The sequence below is a fragment of the Streptomyces sp. NPDC004111 genome (assembly GCF_042874215.1).
Taxonomy (GTDB): Bacteria; Actinomycetota; Actinomycetes; order Streptomycetales; family Streptomycetaceae; genus Streptomyces.
Genome location: NZ_JBIAMU010000017.1, coordinates 116,682 through 132,847 on the forward strand (window position 1 = coordinate 116,682; position 16,166 = coordinate 132,847).

Consider the following 16,166-nt stretch of genomic DNA (forward strand, 5'->3'; position numbering starts at 1 on the left):
GAAGGATCACCCTATGCTGCGTTTGTGCCGAACCTAAACAAAGTCGGGACGGCCATACCGGGAGGACCGGACGCCGACCGCGCCGCACCCTCCCTCTCCCGTCTCCGTACCGTGCTGACCCTCTTCTTCGCCCTCGACGGGTTCGTCTTCGCCGGGTGGGTGGTCAGGATCCCGGCCATCAAGGCCCAGACCGAAGCCTCGGCCAGCGCCCTGGGCCTGGCCCTGCTCGGCGTGTCCGCGGGCGCGGTGGTCACCATGACGATGACCGGGCGGCTGTGCAACAGGCTGGGCAGCGCACGGGTCACCGTCTACTGCGGAGCACTGCTCTCGCTGAGCATCGCCCTGCCGCCCCTGACGCACTCGCCGCTCGCGCTCGGCCTCGTCCTGCTGGTCTTCGGCGCCCTGTACGGCGGCATGAGCGTCGCCCTCAACAGTGCGGCCGTCGACCTGGTGACCGCGCTGCGCCGCCCGATCATGCCGAGCTTCCACGCCGCGTTCAGCCTGGGCGGCATGCTCGGCGCGGGGCTCGGCGCACTGGTCGCGAGCAGCCTCTCGCCGCTCGTCCACCTGTCCCTGCTGACCGCGGTGGGCCTGCTGCTCACCGCGACGGCGGGCCCGTCCCTGCTGCGGGAGTCGCGCAAACTGCCGCGAACGGCACCGGACCCCGCGCCCGCACCGGACCCGGCGGACCTCGCGGCAGCCTCAGCCGCCCCCACCCGCACACCGCCGCGCACCTCCCCCGCCACCCGCCGGACCGTCGCCCTGTTCGGCGTCATCGCCCTGTGCACCGCCTACGGCGAGGGCGCGCTGGCCGACTGGGGACCGCTCCACCTCCAGCAGGACCTCGGCGCCCACCCTGGTGTGGCCGCCGCCGGATACTCCCTGTTCGCCCTGGCGATGACCATCGGCAGGCTGACCGGCACCACCCTGCTGGAGCGCCTGGGCCAGACCCGCACCCTGGTGGCGGGCGGTGCGACCGCCGCCGCCGGCATGGTCCTGGGCTCGCTCGCGCCCTCGCTCTGGCTCGCGCTGGCCGGGTTCGCGGTGACCGGTCTCGGGCTGGCGAACATCTTCCCCGTGGCGGTGTCCCGGGCGGGCGAGCTGGCGGGGCCGAACGGGGTCGCCACCGCTTCCACCCTCGGCTACGGCGGAATGCTCCTGGGACCGCCCGCCATCGGCTTCCTCACCGACTGGTTCACCCTGCCGATCGCTCTGACCACGGTGGTGGTGCTGGCCGCGGCGGCCTCCGTTCTCGGGCTGGTGGCCCGGGGCGCCCGGTCGGACGTGGCCGGATAACCCGCCGCCCGGCAGCGGCACCCGGGCGGAATCGGTGCCTCGGGTGGACCATGTCTCCCCAGGGGAAGAACCGCCGATCCGTCTGGGGGGACGAGATGAAGGCACACCTCACGCACGCCCTCGTACAGCGCACCTTCCGCAATCCCGCATCGCTGTGCTACCTGGCCCTGGTCGGCCTGGCCGCGCTGTTCGTCACCGTCGACATGCTCTTCGTGACGCGCGGCGGGGCCTCGCCGGCCGGGGTCTGGCTGTTCCTGCTCGCCGCGCCGGCCGTCTTCGTGTTCCTGATCGGCGGTGACCTGCTCGCGGGCACGGTCGCCGAGTCGGCCGCGTACCTCTACCCGGCGCTCGTGCTGTCCGTACTGATCCAGTCGTACGCGCTCGGATCGTTCAGCGTTCTTCTGCGCGGCGGGCGCTCCGCCGTGCGGGGCGTGTCACGATCGGCCGCATGAGGATCACCGCGCATCTCGACCGCCTCGCACGCGAGGGCGAATCGCTGGCCGCTGCCGCCGGGTCCGCGGGTACGGACGCGACCGTGCCCACCTGCCCCGGCTGGCAGGTCGCCGACCTGCTGCGGCACACGGGCAAGGTGCACCGATGGGCCGCCGACCACGTGGCGCACGGGCGCCGCGAGGCCCGGCCCGACGGCGGGGAGCCGGACCTCGACGGCGCGGAACTGATCTCCTGGTTCCGGGAGGGGCACGCGGACCTGGTGGCGGCGCTGCGCGGGGCGCCGCCGGACCTGGAGTGCTGGACCTTCCTGCCCGCGCCCTCGCCGCTGGCCTTCTGGGCGCGGCGGCAGGCGCACGAGACGGCCGTCCACCGGCTGGACGCGGAGTCCGCGGCGGGCGCCCTGCCGGAGGTCCGGCACCCACTGACCGGTCAACTCGGCTTCTTCACAAGGGAGTTCGCGCTCGACGGGATCGACGAGCTGCTGACCGCGTTCCACGGGCGCAAGCGCAGCCGGGTCAGGACCGCCGCGCCGGGGACGCTCCGGATCCGGGCCACGGACGGACCGGACCCGGACGCCGTGTGGACGGTGCACCTGTCGCCGGACGACGCGCCCCGCGCCGTACCGGACGGCGAAGGACCGGCGGACACCGAGCTGAGCGGACCGGCGGAGGTGCTGTACGCGACGCTGTGGAACCGGCTCCCGACGGCGGCGGTCGAGCTGACGGGCGACCCCGGACTCGCGGCGGCCTGGCGGGAGTTGTCGGGCATCACGTGGTCGTAAGCGCCCGCCGGGCCTGATCGTCCCGCAGTGCGCCGGGCCCGACCGCCGCGCCGCCCGCCGGGCCCGACCGACCCGGCGGACCCGGCCGCCCCGCTCCGCCCGTCAGACCTGATTGCCCGTCAGATCTGCTTGCCCGTCAGCATCCGCTCCAGCACGGCCCGTTGCTCCGGCAGCACCCGGGAGTGGAGGTCGCGGCCCTTCCGGGTCAGCACGACCCGTACGCCCCGCCGGTCCTTCTCGCACATGCCACGTGTCACCAGGCCGTCCCGCTCCAGGCGGCCCACCAGCCGGGACAGCGCGCTCTGACTCAGATGCACCCGGTCGGCGATCTCCTGGACCCGGAACGCGCACTCGCCGCCGTTTGCCGGGGAGCCCTGCCCGGCGGCATCGGCCGCCTCGCCGGCCAGCACGTCCAGCACCTCGAAGTCACTGGCACCCAGCCCGAAGGGATGCAACGCCCTGTCGAGCGCGCACACCGTGCGGGCGTGCAGCGCGAGGACCCCGCGCCACTCCTCCACGAGTTCGCGGTCCTGCATCCCCGGCTTCTTCACTGCCATGGCCGCACGTTAGCAGAGAGTACGCGGATTGTTGCACAAGAATTAAATGCACTTGCATCTCATGCACGTGCATGTACATTTGCTGCCCATGACCACTGCGCTCAACACCCCGGATTCCAAGACCAGTTGGAGTCCCCGCCTGTGGGGCACCCTGCTGGTGCTCTGCGCCGCGATGTTCCTGGATGCCCTCGACGTCTCGATGGTCGGCGTCTCGCTCCCGTCGATCGCCGCCGATCTGCACCTGTCCACCGCTTCCCTCCAGTGGATCGTGAGCGGCTACATCCTCGGCTACGGCGGACTGCTGATGCTGGGCGGCCGGGCGGCCGACCTGCTCGGCAGGCGCCGGGTCTTCCTGATCGCGCTGGCCGTCTTCGCGCTCGCCTCGCTGCTCGGCGGGCTCGTCGACTCCGGGCCGCTGCTCATCGCCAGCCGCTTCGTCAAGGGGCTGAGCGCCGCGTTCACCGCGCCCGCCGGCCTCTCCATCATCACCACGACGTTCCCGGAGGGCCCGCAGCGCAACCGGGCACTGTCCATCTACACGACGTGCGCCGCGACCGGTTTCTCGATGGGCCTGGTCCTGTCGGGGCTGCTCACCCAGTTCAGCTGGCGCTGGACGATGCTGATGCCCGCGCCGATCGCGCTGATCGCCCTGTTCGTCGGTCTGAGGCTGATCCCGAAGAGCGCCCGCGGCGACGCCGGGCACGGCTACGACCTGCCGGGCGCGATCACCGGCACCCTCACCATGCTGCTGCTCGTCTTCACCGTCGTGCAGGCCCCCGAGGCGGGCTGGGGCTCGGCCCGCACGCTGCTGTCCTTCCTGGCGGTCCTGGTCCTGTTCACCCTCTTCGTACGCATCGAGAAGCGCAGCAGCAGTCCGCTGATCAGGCTCGGCGTACTGCGCTCCGGCCCGCAGATCAGGGCCCAGCTCGGCGGCGCGGTGTTCTTCGGGTCGTACGTCGGCTTCCAGTTCATCGTCGTCCAGTACATGCAGTCGCTGCTCGGCTGGTCGGCGCTGCAGACCGCGCTGGCCTTCCTGCCCGCGGGCCTGCTGGTCGCCCTGTCCTCGACGAAGATCGGCGACGTGGTCGACCGCTTCGGCACCCCGCGGATCGTCGCCGCGGGCTTCCTCGCCCTGGTCGTCGGCTACGCGCTGTTCCTGCGGATCGGACTCGACCCGAACTACGCGGGCGTCGTCCTGCCGTCGATGCTGCTGCTCGGCGCGGCCTGCGCCCTGGCCATCCCGTCCCTCAACATCCAGGCGACGAACGGGGTCCACGACGACGAACAGGGCATGGTCTCCGGCCTGTTGAACACCTCCTTCCAGGTCGGCGGCGCGCTCTTCCTCGCCGTGGTCACCGCCGTCATCACGGCGGGCGACACGGCGGGTGCGGGCACCGCGTCCCCGCAGGAGATGCTGGACAGCTTCCGGCCCGGCCTGATCGTGGTCACCGGGATCGCCCTGGCGGGCCTGCTGATCACGGCCACCGGGCTGCGCACCCGACGCCCGTCGCAGTCACTGGTCCTGCTGGGCTCGTCCGCCGACACGGTGTCCGCGACGGCATCGGCCCCGGCCCCGGTGGGGAAGGAAGCCGCGGTCCCCGTCGCGGTACGGGAACGGGCCTGAGCGGACCGCGGCGCACCGCCGCACGGCAGCCACTGCCGCAGGGGGAACACGGCCGGTGGGCGAGCGATGCTTGCCCACCGGCCGTACCGCGAAGGACACTCGGTCCCATGACCGCCCGGACGCAGGCACAGCGCGACGCGATGACGATCGAGATCGGCTACGCCCTGGTGAGCGCCGCCGTGCTGGCGGGAGTGACATTCGCGGCGGTGGCCGCGCCGCCGTACCTGCTGGGCGCTCCGGCGGTCTGGACCCGGGTGGCGACGGTCGTGGGCTGCGTACTGGCCCCGCTGGTCTTCGTCGTACGGGTCGTCCATGTGCTGTGGCGGTACCGCGGCGCCCCGGGCACCCAGCCGAACGGACCGGGCCGGCACGACTGACCGATCCGGCTCGCGGAGGGCGCGCGGGAGCACGAGCCCCAGGGCTTCCGGGGCTTCCGGGGCTTCCGGGGCTTCCGGGGCTTCCGGGGCTTCCGGGGCTTCCGGGGCTAGCCCAGCCAGCCGGGCCGGACGAGGCCCGACTCGTATGCCATGACCACGAGTTGGGCACGGTCGCGGGCGCCGAGCTTGACCATGGTGCGGCTGACGTGGGTCTTCGCGGTGAGCGGGCTGACGACGAGCCGGCGGGCGATCTCCTCGTTCGACAGACCGATGCCCACCAGCGCCATCACCTCCTTCTCCCGGTCGGTGAGTTCGCGCAGCACCCCCGCCTCGGCGGGCTCCTTGGAACGGGCGGCGAACTCCGCGATCAGACGGCGCGTCACCCCGGGCGAGAGCAGCGCGTCGCCGTCCACCACCGCCCGCACCGCGCGCACCAGTTCCTCGGGTTCGGTGTCCTTGACCAGGAACCCGGAAGCACCGGAGCGGATCGCCTCGAAGACGTACTCGTCCAGCTCGAACGTGGTCAGCATGACCACCTTCACTCCGTCGGACGCCGGGTCCCCGGTAATCCGGCGGGTGGCGGCGAGACCGTCCAACAGCGGCATCCGGATGTCCATCAGAACGACGTCCGGGCGCAGTTCGCCCACCAGCCGCACCGCCTCCTCGCCGTCGGCGGCCTCACCGGCGACCTCGATGTCGTTCTGGACGCCGAGCAGCGCCCGGAATCCGGCCCTGACCAGGGCCTGGTCATCGGCGAGCAGTACCCGGATCACGGCGTTCCCTCTTCCTCGCGGCGTTCATGTGCTTCTCGCTCCTGCTCCCGGCGCTCGTTCTCGTGCTCCCGGCGCTCGTTCTCCTGCTCCGGTCGCTCGCGTCCCTGCTGTGGTCGTGGCGCGCCGGTGAGCGGGAGTTCGGCCTCGACCCGGAAGCCGCCGTCGGGGCGCGGGCCCGCCTCGATGGTGCCGCCCAGGGCTGCCGCCCGCTCCCTCATCCCGGCGAGTCCGTTGCCGCTGCCGCCCGCGTCGCCGCCGGTGGCCGGCCCCGCGTCGTCGATACGCAGTCGCAGGCCCTCGGCGGTGTGGGCAACCGTGACGTCGGCGGTACGGGAACCGGAGTGCCGGACCACGTTCGTCAGGGCCTCCTGGACGATGCGGAAGGCGGCCAGATCGGCTCCGGGCGGCAGCCTGCGCACCTTGCCGGTGCTCTCCGTCGTGACCGTGAGTCCCGCGGCGGCGGCCTGCTCGACCAGTTCGGGGAGCCGGTCCAGCCCGGGGGCCGGGGCACGCGGCGCGTCCCCGGGGGTACGCAGCGAGTCGAGCACCTGGCGCACCTCCCCCAACGCCTCCTTGCTGGCCGACTTGATGGTGGTGAGCGCGGTGCGCGCCTGCTCGGGGTCGGAGTCGAGGAGGGCCAGCCCCATGCTGGCCTGCACATTGATGACGGAGATGCTGTGGGCCAGTACGTCGTGCAGTTCCCGGGCCATCCGCAGGCGCTCCTCCTCCGCACGTCGCTCCTGGGCGGCGGCCCGCTCGGCGCGGACGTGCGCCCACTGCTGGCGCTTGGCGCGGAGGAGTTCGGAGGCGGCGAGGACCGCGGTCATCCAGGCGGCCGGGCCGAGGCCTTCGCCCCAGGACGCGGGGCCGTCGCCCGCGGGCGGCAGCCACCGGTACAGCCAGTGGGCGATGAGCAGGTGCCCGGCCCACAGTGCGCCGAGCGCACTCCAGGCGGCGACCCGGTGACCGTGCACCACGGCGGCGAAACAGGCCAGCGCGACGGTGAGGAGGACAGGCCCGTACGGATATCCGGCACCGAGGTAGAGCAGCACCGTCGCGGTGGCCGCACAGACCACGGGCACGGGAAACCGGTGCCGCCACAACAGCACCAGGGAGCCCGCGAGCATCAGCGTCCGGGCGAGCGCGTCGATCTCTACCCGGTCCGGCTGCATCCGTTCGGCCAGCCGGGAACCGACGAGCACGATCACGACGACCACCAGCGTCGACGCCCAGGGCAGCCCGGCGATTCCGGTACGACGCCCGGCAGGACCCGTCTCCCAGTGCCGGACCCAGCGCGGCGGCCCGAACGGCGGCCCCATCCGCCCCGTCCGCCCCTTCGGCCCTGCCGACCCTGTCGCCCCCTCGAACCCCCCGAAGGGGAATCCGGCCGGTCCGCCGGGCCGGGCACCGTGCGTGGCCCCGGGCGGACAGGCCCGCGCCGGTTCCGGCATCCGGTCCGGCCGGTCGTGCCCGCGCCGACTCCGTCCGTACCGTCGTCCCCCGCCGCGGCCCGTGCCGGGGACGCGGCTCCCGCCCCGGCCCCGCCGCCGGAACGGCCGGCCCGTGCCTGCGTCCTCTGGCTCCATGCCGCTCACGCTAGCCGGGCAGACCCGGCCACGGCGTCGCCCGAACGGCGTGATCACCCGTACTCCCGTGGGAGTACGGACACCTGCGGGCGCGCGGGCTGCCGTGGATGTACGGGCTCCGGTGAGCGCGCGGACAGCTGTCGGGGCGCGGGCTACGGTGAACGCGCGGGCCGCCGTAGGCGTGCGGGCTCGCGTACGAGGCGTTGCTCCCGCGGGAGCAGCTGAAGGGGCGCGGCTCCCGGCGGCCCGCCCTGATCTCGGCCCGCCCTGACCCCGGCCCGCCCTGACCCCGGTCCGTCCTGACCCGTCCCCTGACCTCGACTCTCGCCCCTGTCCCGGTCCGGCTCCTCAGGCCTCCGGCAGTACCCCCACCGTCCGCGCCAGTTCACCCGCCGCGTGCGCGAAGAACGCGTCCCGTTCCTCCACCACCCGGTGGAAGTGCCCGAACACCTCGAAAGAGATCAGCCCGAACAGCTGGGCCCACACGGCCACGAACGCCATCGCCGTCTCCGGCGGCAGATCGGGGGCGACCTCCGCCGCCAACCGTTCCGCGTCCGTCCGCAACCCGGCGGGCAACCGCTGCTTGGCCAGCCCCCGGGAACCGTACGCGTCGCGCGCCACCGAGATGAGCACCAGGGCCACCCTGGCGGCCGGCTGTGCGGTGTCCTGCGGGGCGGTGTAACCGGGCACCGGCGAACCGTAGATCAGCCCGTACTCGTGCGGGTGGTCCAACGCCCAGCGCCGCACCGCCACACACACCGCGAGCCATCGCTCCAGGTGGCCCGCCCCGGCAGAGGCCGCCGCGAGGGCCGACTCCGCAGTCTCGCCCACGGCGTCGTACGCGTCGGTAATGAGCGCGGTCAGGAGGTCGTCCCGGCTGGGGAAGTAGCGGTAGAGGGCGGAGGAGGCCATGCCCAGCTCGCGTGCGACGGCGCGCAGCGAGAGCTTGGCGGCACCCTCGGCCGCGAGCTGTTTACGGGCCTCCTCCTTGATGGCCGCCGTGACTTCGGTCCTGGCCCGCTCCCTGGCCCCGCGCATGGTGTTCATGGGGAGCAAGTGTGCCACCCGGCGAGAGCACTGCACAACAATGCGAGCGCTGCACGACAACGCGAGCGATGCACTGCAACGCGAACACCGCACTGAATAGCGAGCGTCGCACGCAATCGAGAGCAGTGCACGCACCCGAGCACGGAGCACCCGAAAGAGACTGCCGCTCAAAAACGAGAGCACTGCTCTTGCTTTGGAGCACCACCCCAGTGCAGACTAGTGCTCACAAACGAGAGCACTGCTCTCGCAGCGCTCCCCACACACCCCGGAGGACTCCGCCATGACCGCCACCACGCACTACATCCGCCCCGGCCGCTTCGACAACCTGCTCAACGGCACCGTCGGCTGGCTCGCCCGCCGAGGCATCAGCCTCATGGGCACCGCCGAACTGTCCGTGGTCGGCCGCAAGAGCGGCGAGTGGCGCCGCGTCCCGGTCAACCCGCTCCCCTACGAGGGCGGCCCCTACCTGGTCTCCGCCCGGGGGCACTCCGAGTGGGTCCGCAACATGCGTGCGGCCGGGGGCGGCAGGCTCCAGGTGGGCCGCAGGACCAAGGAGTTCACCGCCGTGGAGCTCCCGGACGCCGAGAAGGCGGCCGTGCTGCGCACGTACCTCAAGAAGTGGGGCTGGGAGGTGGGCCGGTTCTTCGGGGACATCAACGCCGACTCCACGGACGCCGAACTGCTCGCCGCCGCCCCCAAGCACCCGGTCTTCCGCATCACCATCACCGACTGACCCCGATGCACCACCCGACACGCACGCCCCACCGGGTACGCCGCCCGCTCCACCCCGTACACACGCCCGCGCCCACCCCCGCACCCACGCAACGACCCGCCGGACCCCGGGAAGGGTCCGACGGGTCGGAAGCGGGCGGGCGGCGTGCCGACGAATCGGCAGCAGATCAGCTCTTGTCGGGGCGGTGCGCCGCGTTCAGCGCGCGCTGGGCCATCGGGTGCATCCGGACCAGTTCGGCGAGCGTGGTACGACCGCTGGTGATCCGTGCGAAGGCCCGCCATGCGGGCCTGATCCCGGTGAGCGCGGCGTGCAGCAGCGCGGGGTGGCGTTCGAACTGGGCGAGCATGCGCTTGCCGACGCCCATCTCGACACCGAGCCCGGCCTTGACCGCGAAGGCGTAGTTCAGCGCCTGACGCCGTGCGTCGACGGCGTCCTGCGCCTCGGCGATCCTGACCGCCCACTCCCCCGCGAGCCGCCCCGACCGCAGTGCGAAGGAGATGCCCTCGCGGGTCCACGGTTCCAGCAGGCCGGCGGCGTCGCCGCACACCAGCACCCGGCCGCGCGACAACGGTGATCCGGCGGCCCGGCAGCGGGTCAAGTGGCCGGAGGAAACGGCGGGTTCGAAGCCCGCGAGGCCGAGACGGGCCACGAAGTCCGTCAAGTACTGCTTGGTGGCGGGCCCTTCGCCCTTCGCGGCGATGACGCCGACCGTCAGTGTGTCGCCCTTGGGGAACACCCAGCCGTAACTGCCGGGAATCGGGCCCCAGTCGATGAGCACCCGCCCCGCCCAGTCCTCGGCGACCGTCGGTGGCACCGGGATCTCCATCTCCAGACCGAGGTCGATCTGGTCGAGTTCGACCCCGACGTGGGCACCTATCCGGCTGGCACTGCCGTCCGCGCCGACGACCGCGCGGGCCAGGACGGTCTCCCCGTCGGACAGGACGACCGCGGCCGTGCGCCGGTCGGGGACCGCCGCACCGTGCTGCTCGACACGGGCGACCGTTGCCCCGGTGCGCAGCACCGCGCCCGCCTTGGTGGCGGACTCCACCAGCGCCTGGTCGAACTCGGGCCGGTTGATCAGCCCGAACAGCATCTGCTTGGAGCGCCGGGTGCGGGTCAGCTTCCCGTCGAGCGAGAAGGTCACCGCGTGGACGCGGTCCCGCAGCGGGAGGACGAACCCGGGCGGCAGGCTGTCGCGGGAGGGGCCGATGATGCCGCCGCCGCAGGTCTTGTACCGGGGCAGTTCGGCCTTCTCCAGCAGGAGCACCCGCCGTCCCGCGCCGGCCGCCGCGTACGCCGCGGAGGCCCCGGCCGGTCCGGCACCGACCACCACGACGTCCCACACCAGCTCGCCGTCCTCGCCCGACCCGTGCCCGGTGTCTGCTGCGGCGTCTGCGTTCTCGCTGCTCACGATGTGCTTCTGCTCCTGATCCGAACCGTGGCCATGCTGTCCTGCGGCATCCTACGGCGCGCCGGTGTCCGGGTCCGCTGTGGGAGGATCGGTCGGGTATTCGCCGCACACACAACTGTCCGCGATGCAGCTCTGTGTCCCGCGGCAGCACGGAGCCGCGGGCGCACCCGATCCACCGTCGCACCCACAAGGAGCGTGCCCATGACCGCCGTCCACCCGATTGCCTCGACCGTCGCCTCGCTGATGCCCCGCGCCAAGACGGAGCTGGCCGAGCTGGTGGCCTTCCGGTCGGTGGCGGACCCGGCGCAGTTCCCCAGGAGCGAGTGCGAGGCCGCCGCGAACTGGTGCGCCGACGCGCTGCGCGCCGAGGGCTTCTCGGACGTGGCGCTGCTGGACACCCCCGACGGCACGCAGTCCGTCTACGGTTTCCTGCCCGGTCCGCAGGGCGCGCCGACCGTACTGCTGTACGCGCACTACGACGTACAGCCGCCGCTCGGTGAGGACAAGTGGACGTCGCCGCCGTTCGAGCTGACCGAGCGGGACGGCCGCTGGTACGGGCGCGGCGCCGCCGACTGCAAGGGCGGGTTCATCATGCACCTGCTCGCGCTGCGCGCGCTCCGGGAGAACGGCGGCGTCCCGGTCTCCGTGAAGGTGATCGCGGAGGGTTCCGAGGAGCAGGGCACCGGCGGTCTGGAGCGGTACGCGGAGGCGCACCCGGAGCTGCTGGCGGCCGACACGATCGTCATCGGTGACACCGGAAACTTCCGGGTCGGCCTGCCGACGGTGACCGCGACGCTGCGCGGCATGACGATGCTGCGGGTCACCCTGGACACCCTGGAGGGCAACCTGCACTCGGGCCAGTTCGGCGGCGCCGCTCCGGACGCGCTCGCCGCGCTGATCCAGCTGCTGGCCTCGCTGCGGTCCGAGGACGGTTCGACGACCGTGGACGGCCTGGCGGCGGACGGGACGTGGGACGGGCTGCAGTACCCGGAGGAGGAGTTCCGGGCGGACGCGAAGGTCCTCGACGGTGTCGGGCTGATCGGCACCGGCACGGTCGCCGACCGCATCTGGGCGCGGCCCGCGGTCACCGTCGTCGGCATCGACTGCCCGCCGGTCGTCGGCGCGACCCCCTCGCTGCAGGCGAGTGCGCGGGCGCAGGTCAGCCTGCGGGTGCCGCCGGGCCAGGACGCCGCGGAGGCGACGAAGCTGCTCACCGCGCACCTGCACGCGCACGCCCCGTGGGGTGCGAAGGTCACCGTCGAGCAGGTGGGTCAGGGTCAGCCGTTCAAGGCGGACACCAGCAGCCCCGCGTACACCTCGATGGCCGACGCCATGCGGGTCGCCTACCCCGGCGAGGAGATGCAGACCTCCGGCATGGGCGGCTCCATCCCTCTCTGCAACACGCTGGCCGCCCTGTACCCGCGGGCGGAGATCCTGCTGATCGGTCTGAGCGAGCCGGAGGCGCAGATCCACGCGGTGAACGAGAGCGTCAGCCCCGAGGAGCTGGAGCGCCTGTCGGTGGCCGAGGCCCTGTTCCTGACCAACTACGCCGCGTCGAAGAAGAGCTGACCCGGCGGCCCCGGCGACGGGGCCGCCCGACCAAGATCAGCGCTGGGCGAACTATGCGCTGAGCGTAGAACCACGCGGCGGACGTACGAGGTCTCGTACGTTCGCCGCATGGACCTCGTAGAGCTTCTTCCGCACCTCCACCTGCTGCGATTCCCGATCGGTCAGGCGTATCTCTGGCGCGACGGCGACGAGTTGACCCTGATCGACGCGGGCCACAAGGACGCCGCCGCCGACATCGAGGGTGCGATACGGAGCCTGGGCGCCGATCCGCGCCGGCTGCGCCGCATCGTCCTCACCCACTGCCACCGCGACCACGTGGGCGCCGCCGAGGAGCTGGCGCAGCGGTACGGGGCCGAGGTGCTGGCGCACCGGCTGGACGCCCCGGTGGTGCGCGGCACCCTGCCCACCCCGGAGCCCAAGCTCCTCGACTGGGAACTGCCGTTGTACGAGCACGGGCTGACCGTGCCGCCCGCTCCGCCGACCCGGGTCGACCGCGAGCTGGAGGACGGTGACGTGCTGGACTTCGGCGGCGGTGCCCGCGTCGTGCACGCCCCCGGCCACACGGACGGCTCGATCGGTGTCCATCTCCCGCACCACGGTGTGCTGTTCACCGGTGACAGCATCGCCGCCGTCGGCGAGGTGATGCTCGGCGTGTTCAACGTGGACCGCGAGCAGGCCCTGGCCACCATGCGCCGGCTGGCCTCCCTCGCGCCCTCCGTGGCCTGCTTCGGCCACGGCGACCCGCTGACACAGGACACCGCCACCCTGCTGCTCGCCGCGGCGGAACGGGCCTCGGCAGCGGGCTGAGCGGCGTTCCGGGGACGGCGGCGATGCACGGGGTGACGGGGACGGCACGGGAACACCAAGGCACCGGATGACGGGCCGGCCGCCCGGGAAGGCCCGAAGCGTCGAACCAGGTCCGGATCGATGAGCCAGGCCCGGCCCGCCGCACCGGGCCCCCGCGCACACCCCGCCCACCGGCCGCACCGGGACGCGGCCACACCCGCCCCGCCGGCCGCACCGGGAGCGCCCGCACCTGGCCCACCCGCCGCACCATGCACCCCGCGCACACCCCGCCCCCCGGCCCTCACCCTCACCCTCACCCCACCGGCACCCCCGCCTCCAGGTTGAGCACCGTTCCCCGTTCCCGGGCCCGCAGTGCCCAGCGCAGTCGTTCGTACCGCTCGGGCGGCAGCATGCCCGCCGCAGCCTCTTCGGTGACGAACCGCCACTCCCGCAACTCCGGCCCCGGCAGCAGCACTTGCCGGGCCTCGTCGCCGTTCAGCCGGCCTCCGTCGAACAGCATCCGCAGCCCCCCGAAGGCCGGCGGACGGGGCGGTTCCCAGTCGACGACCAGCAGCCGGGGCACCCGGTCGAGCTGTATCCCTATCTCCTCGGCGACCTCCCGCACCCCGGCCCTGGCGGGCGCCTCACCGCTCTCCACCACACCGCCGGGGAACTCCCAGCCCGGTTTGTACGTCGGGTCGACGAGCAGCACCCGGTCCTGCGCGTCGAAGAGCAGCACCCCGGCGGCCAGGGTCTCGGCGGTCGGCGGCGGGGTCTGCACTATCTCGCAGGGTTCCGCGGCCCCGTTGCGCACCGCGTCCGCGATGGCCTCGGCGGCCTCGTACGGGGTGATCCGGCCGCTGTCGACGGTGTAGGCGTCCGCGGTGATCCACTCCCGTGCGGTGAGGTAGGGCTGGATGTGGTCGTACGCCCACTGCCGCACCCGCACCTCGGCGTCCGCCGCCGACATGCCCGGTACCTCACGGGCAGCGATCCGCTCCCGCAGGATCGTTTCCTCCACATCGAGCAGCACGTGCCGCACGGGAATCCGGCGCGAGGCGAGACCTCCGAAGATCTCGTCGCGGTACTCCTGCCGCAGCAGTGTCATCGGCACCACCAGCACTCCGCCCACCTCCGCGAGCAGCGCGGCGGCGGTGTCCACCACCATCCGCCGCCACATCGGGAGGTCCTGGTAGTCGCTCACTTCGGCGAGCCGTTTGGCGGGCAGTACCTGCCCCAGCCCGGCTCCGATCAGCTCCGGGTCGTAGAAGGTGCTGTTGGGGATCAGGTCGATCAGCTCGCGCGCGGTACTGGTCTTGCCCGCCCCGAAAGCACCATTGATCCATACGAGCACATTTCCCCCTCTGCCGTAGCCCCCTGTGGACTGCCCGCAACACCCTGCCACGAACAGCGGGCCCGGCGGCATGGTGCCTGCGACGGTTCGCGCACACAACCGTGTCCTTCCTGTGGCCCGGCCGGGGCAACGCGCCGCAGGTCGCACGGCGTCGATGCAGATAACGGGGGCGCCCGGCGGACGTCTGCGACCGTGACCCGCCGTCACGGAGTCTCGTTGGGCGCACAGAGGTACAGCAGGAGCACGAAGGAAGGGGTGCGGGATGAACCGCACGATTTTGCAGCGCTTCCCGGCCGGTGGCCCGCGCGGCAGCTGGCCCGCCGAGGAGTACGCGCAGGCGCGCCGGGCGGAGGGCTGCCCGGCGGAGGTGGTGATGGACCTGGACGCGGACGCCTTCCTCGTCGTGGTCGCCCAGCGGATTCCGGCGGAGGCCGTGGGCGTGTGAAGTCCCCCGCTGAACAGGGCGGGTGACGGTGGCCGCCCGCGACGTCGGCGCTCGCGGCGGGGCGGCTACCAGGTGGGCCGTGCGCTGATTCCGCCGTCCACCACCAGGTTCGTCCCGCTGATCCAGGTGGCGGCGTCCGAGGCGAGGAAGACGCAGGCGTCGCCGATGTCCTCGGGACGGCCGAGCCGGGCGAGCGGTACGGACCCGGTCCAGCGGCGCACTCCGTCCGGCCAGTCGTCGGCGAGGCCGGGGCGGTCGATCAGGCCGGGCGAGACGGTGTTGACGCGGATGCCGCGCGGGCCGTGTTCGAGGGCGGCCGAGCGGGCGAACATGATCAGGGCGGCCTTGGAGGCGCAGTAGTGCGCGTGGCCGGGGGTGGCCATGGTGCCCTCGATCGAGGCGATGTGGGTGATGCTGCCGCCGCCGCGTGCCGCGAGGAGGGGTGCGGCGGCGCGGGTGCAGGAGAAGGCGCTGGTGGTGTTGGTGTCGTACACCTCGCGCCAGTCGTCGGCGGTCATCTCGGCGAGGGGCTGCACGGGCTGGATTCCCGCGCAGTTCACGAGGGCGTCGAGTCCGCCGCGCCAGTCGGCGGCCGTCTCGACGAGCCGGTGGCACTCCGAGGTGCGCGTCAGGTCGGCCTGTACGGACAGGGCCCGGCCGCCCGCGTCGACGATCCGGGTGACGAGCGCCTGGGCGGACTTCTCGTCGTGCCGGTAGTGGACGACGACATCGGCGCCGGCGGCGGCGAACCGTCGGGCGATCCCCGCGCCGATCAGGCCGCCGGCGCCGGTGACCAGGGCCGTCCGTCCGGTGAGGTCGGGCAGGTTCGGGTCACTCATCGTCGTCTCCTCGGGCCATCCGCAACGGGACGCCGTCACGGCACAGCTCCCGTACGAGGTCGGCCTGTTCGGGGTACCGGGCGGTGAGGTCCACCGGGTCGGCGCCCTCGTAGTCGGTGGGCAGGAAGCCGGGGGCCATCGTGGTGCCGAACAGCGACCAGGCGCCTCCCCGGGCGACGCGTGCCGCCATCCAGGTGCCCGCCCGCACGACGTACTGCACGGGCCCGTCGTGCGCGGGGTCGCCGAGCGGGACGCGGTGGTGGGTGCCGTCGGGGGCGAACAGCAGGAGTTCCAGGGTGTCGCCCCGGTAGAAGTGCCACACCTCGTCGAGGGGCAGCCGGTGCAGGGCGGAGAAGTCGCCCGGTTCGGCGGTCAGCAGCACCATGATCGCGGTCCCGGCCGGGCGCCCGGTGGCGTCGGCCGGGCCCGCCCAGGTCTGCCGGAACAGGCCGCCCTCGACGGGCAGGGGTTCGAGCCGGTGGTGCTCGGCGAGGCGGTGCGCCTCGGCAAGTGCGCGCGCGTACTCGGTCACCGG

Annotated in this window: 17 protein-coding genes; 9 read left to right on the top strand and 8 right to left on the bottom strand. The window is 73.0% G+C overall.

Features of this window, described 5'->3' with window-relative positions; translation table 11 throughout:
• Positions 1-24: 24 nt before the first annotated feature.
• From ACFYVL_RS30275 to ACFYVL_RS30285, 3 genes are all read left to right on the top strand, one after another.
• A complete protein-coding gene (locus tag ACFYVL_RS30275; RefSeq protein WP_389250412.1) occupies positions 25-1,296 on the top strand; it encodes an MFS transporter in 1,272 nt (423 codons plus the stop codon).
• A gap of 95 nt (positions 1,297-1,391) precedes the next feature.
• Positions 1,392-1,748, top strand: a complete 357-nt coding sequence (locus tag ACFYVL_RS30280) for an SCO4225 family membrane protein (RefSeq protein WP_389250414.1) — start codon at positions 1,392-1,394, stop codon at positions 1,746-1,748.
• A complete protein-coding gene (locus tag ACFYVL_RS30285) occupies positions 1,745-2,530 on the top strand; it encodes a maleylpyruvate isomerase family mycothiol-dependent enzyme (protein WP_389250416.1) in 786 nt (261 codons plus the stop codon). The genes ACFYVL_RS30280 and ACFYVL_RS30285 overlap by 4 nt, the downstream gene beginning before the upstream one ends.
• A 119-nt stretch (positions 2,531-2,649) precedes the next feature.
• On the opposite strand, the gene ACFYVL_RS30290 is transcribed toward ACFYVL_RS30285, so the two are convergent.
• The gene (locus tag ACFYVL_RS30290; protein ID WP_389250418.1) at positions 2,650-3,087 is read right to left on the bottom strand and encodes a MarR family winged helix-turn-helix transcriptional regulator; all 438 of its coding nucleotides are present in this window, start codon (positions 3,085-3,087) and stop codon (positions 2,650-2,652) included.
• A gap of 88 nt (positions 3,088-3,175) precedes the next feature.
• Here ACFYVL_RS30290 and ACFYVL_RS30295 point away from each other — a divergent pair, with 88 nt between their 5' ends.
• Both ACFYVL_RS30295 and ACFYVL_RS30300 read left to right on the top strand, forming a co-directional pair.
• Positions 3,176-4,711, top strand: coding sequence for an MFS transporter (locus ACFYVL_RS30295; protein ID WP_389250420.1), 1,536 nt, complete (start codon positions 3,176-3,178; stop codon positions 4,709-4,711).
• Positions 4,712-4,818: 107 nt separating this feature from the next.
• Positions 4,819-5,088, top strand: coding sequence for a DUF6332 family protein (locus tag ACFYVL_RS30300; RefSeq protein WP_389250422.1), 270 nt, complete (start codon positions 4,819-4,821; stop codon positions 5,086-5,088).
• 107 nt (positions 5,089-5,195) lie between these two features.
• Here ACFYVL_RS30300 and ACFYVL_RS30305 read toward each other — a convergent pair whose 3' ends face one another.
• The 3 genes from ACFYVL_RS30305 to ACFYVL_RS30315 all read right to left on the bottom strand — a co-directional run bounded on the left by ACFYVL_RS30305 (position 5,196) and on the right by ACFYVL_RS30315 (position 8,494).
• On the bottom strand, positions 5,196-5,861 hold the full coding sequence (locus ACFYVL_RS30305; RefSeq protein WP_389250424.1) for a response regulator: 666 nt from the start codon (positions 5,859-5,861) through the stop codon (positions 5,196-5,198).
• Positions 5,858-7,180 (bottom strand): sensor histidine kinase, encoded by a 1,323-nt coding sequence (locus ACFYVL_RS30310; RefSeq protein WP_389250427.1) that lies wholly within the window; start codon positions 7,178-7,180, stop codon positions 5,858-5,860. Before ACFYVL_RS30310 ends, ACFYVL_RS30305 begins: the two co-directional genes overlap by 4 nt.
• A 615-nt stretch (positions 7,181-7,795) precedes the next feature.
• The gene (locus tag ACFYVL_RS30315; protein ID WP_389250429.1) at positions 7,796-8,494 is read right to left on the bottom strand and encodes a TetR/AcrR family transcriptional regulator; all 699 of its coding nucleotides are present in this window, start codon (positions 8,492-8,494) and stop codon (positions 7,796-7,798) included.
• A gap of 280 nt (positions 8,495-8,774) precedes the next feature.
• Between ACFYVL_RS30315 and ACFYVL_RS30320 the strand changes: the two genes are divergently transcribed.
• A complete protein-coding gene (locus ACFYVL_RS30320) occupies positions 8,775-9,227 on the top strand; it encodes a nitroreductase family deazaflavin-dependent oxidoreductase (protein WP_389250431.1) in 453 nt (150 codons plus the stop codon).
• A 166-nt stretch (positions 9,228-9,393) separates the two neighbouring features.
• Here the strand turns inward: ACFYVL_RS30320 and ACFYVL_RS30325 are convergent, their stop codons facing one another.
• On the bottom strand, positions 9,394-10,638 hold the full coding sequence (locus tag ACFYVL_RS30325; protein ID WP_389250433.1) for a geranylgeranyl reductase family protein: 1,245 nt from the start codon (positions 10,636-10,638) through the stop codon (positions 9,394-9,396).
• Between the two features lie 201 nt (positions 10,639-10,839).
• On the opposite strand from ACFYVL_RS30325, the gene ACFYVL_RS30330 reads away from it, so the two are divergent.
• Together ACFYVL_RS30330 and ACFYVL_RS30335 are read left to right on the top strand one after the other, a co-directional pair.
• Positions 10,840-12,207 (top strand): dipeptidase, encoded by a 1,368-nt coding sequence (locus tag ACFYVL_RS30330; RefSeq protein WP_389250435.1) that lies wholly within the window; start codon positions 10,840-10,842, stop codon positions 12,205-12,207.
• A 108-nt stretch (positions 12,208-12,315) separates the two neighbouring features.
• On the top strand, positions 12,316-13,014 hold the full coding sequence (locus tag ACFYVL_RS30335; protein ID WP_389250437.1) for an MBL fold metallo-hydrolase: 699 nt from the start codon (positions 12,316-12,318) through the stop codon (positions 13,012-13,014).
• A gap of 292 nt (positions 13,015-13,306) precedes the next feature.
• Here ACFYVL_RS30335 and ACFYVL_RS30340 read toward each other — a convergent pair whose 3' ends face one another.
• A complete protein-coding gene (locus tag ACFYVL_RS30340) occupies positions 13,307-14,347 on the bottom strand; it encodes an NUDIX domain-containing protein (RefSeq protein ID WP_389250439.1) in 1,041 nt (346 codons plus the stop codon).
• A 262-nt stretch (positions 14,348-14,609) separates the two neighbouring features.
• Between ACFYVL_RS30340 and ACFYVL_RS30345 the strand changes: the two genes are divergently transcribed.
• Complete coding sequence (locus tag ACFYVL_RS30345) at positions 14,610-14,792, top strand: hypothetical protein (RefSeq protein ID WP_389250441.1); 183 nt, start codon at positions 14,610-14,612, stop codon at positions 14,790-14,792.
• Between the two features lie 65 nt (positions 14,793-14,857).
• Here the strand turns inward: ACFYVL_RS30345 and ACFYVL_RS30350 are convergent, their stop codons facing one another.
• Positions 14,858-15,631 carry an SDR family NAD(P)-dependent oxidoreductase gene (locus tag ACFYVL_RS30350; RefSeq protein ID WP_389250443.1) on the bottom strand — a complete coding sequence of 258 codons (774 nt, stop codon included), beginning with the start codon at positions 15,629-15,631 and terminating at the stop codon, positions 14,858-14,860.
• Positions 15,624-16,163, bottom strand: a complete 540-nt coding sequence (locus ACFYVL_RS30355) for a cupin domain-containing protein (RefSeq protein WP_389250445.1) — start codon at positions 16,161-16,163, stop codon at positions 15,624-15,626. The genes ACFYVL_RS30350 and ACFYVL_RS30355 overlap by 8 nt, the downstream gene beginning before the upstream one ends.
• Between the last annotated feature and the right edge of the window lie 3 nt (positions 16,164-16,166).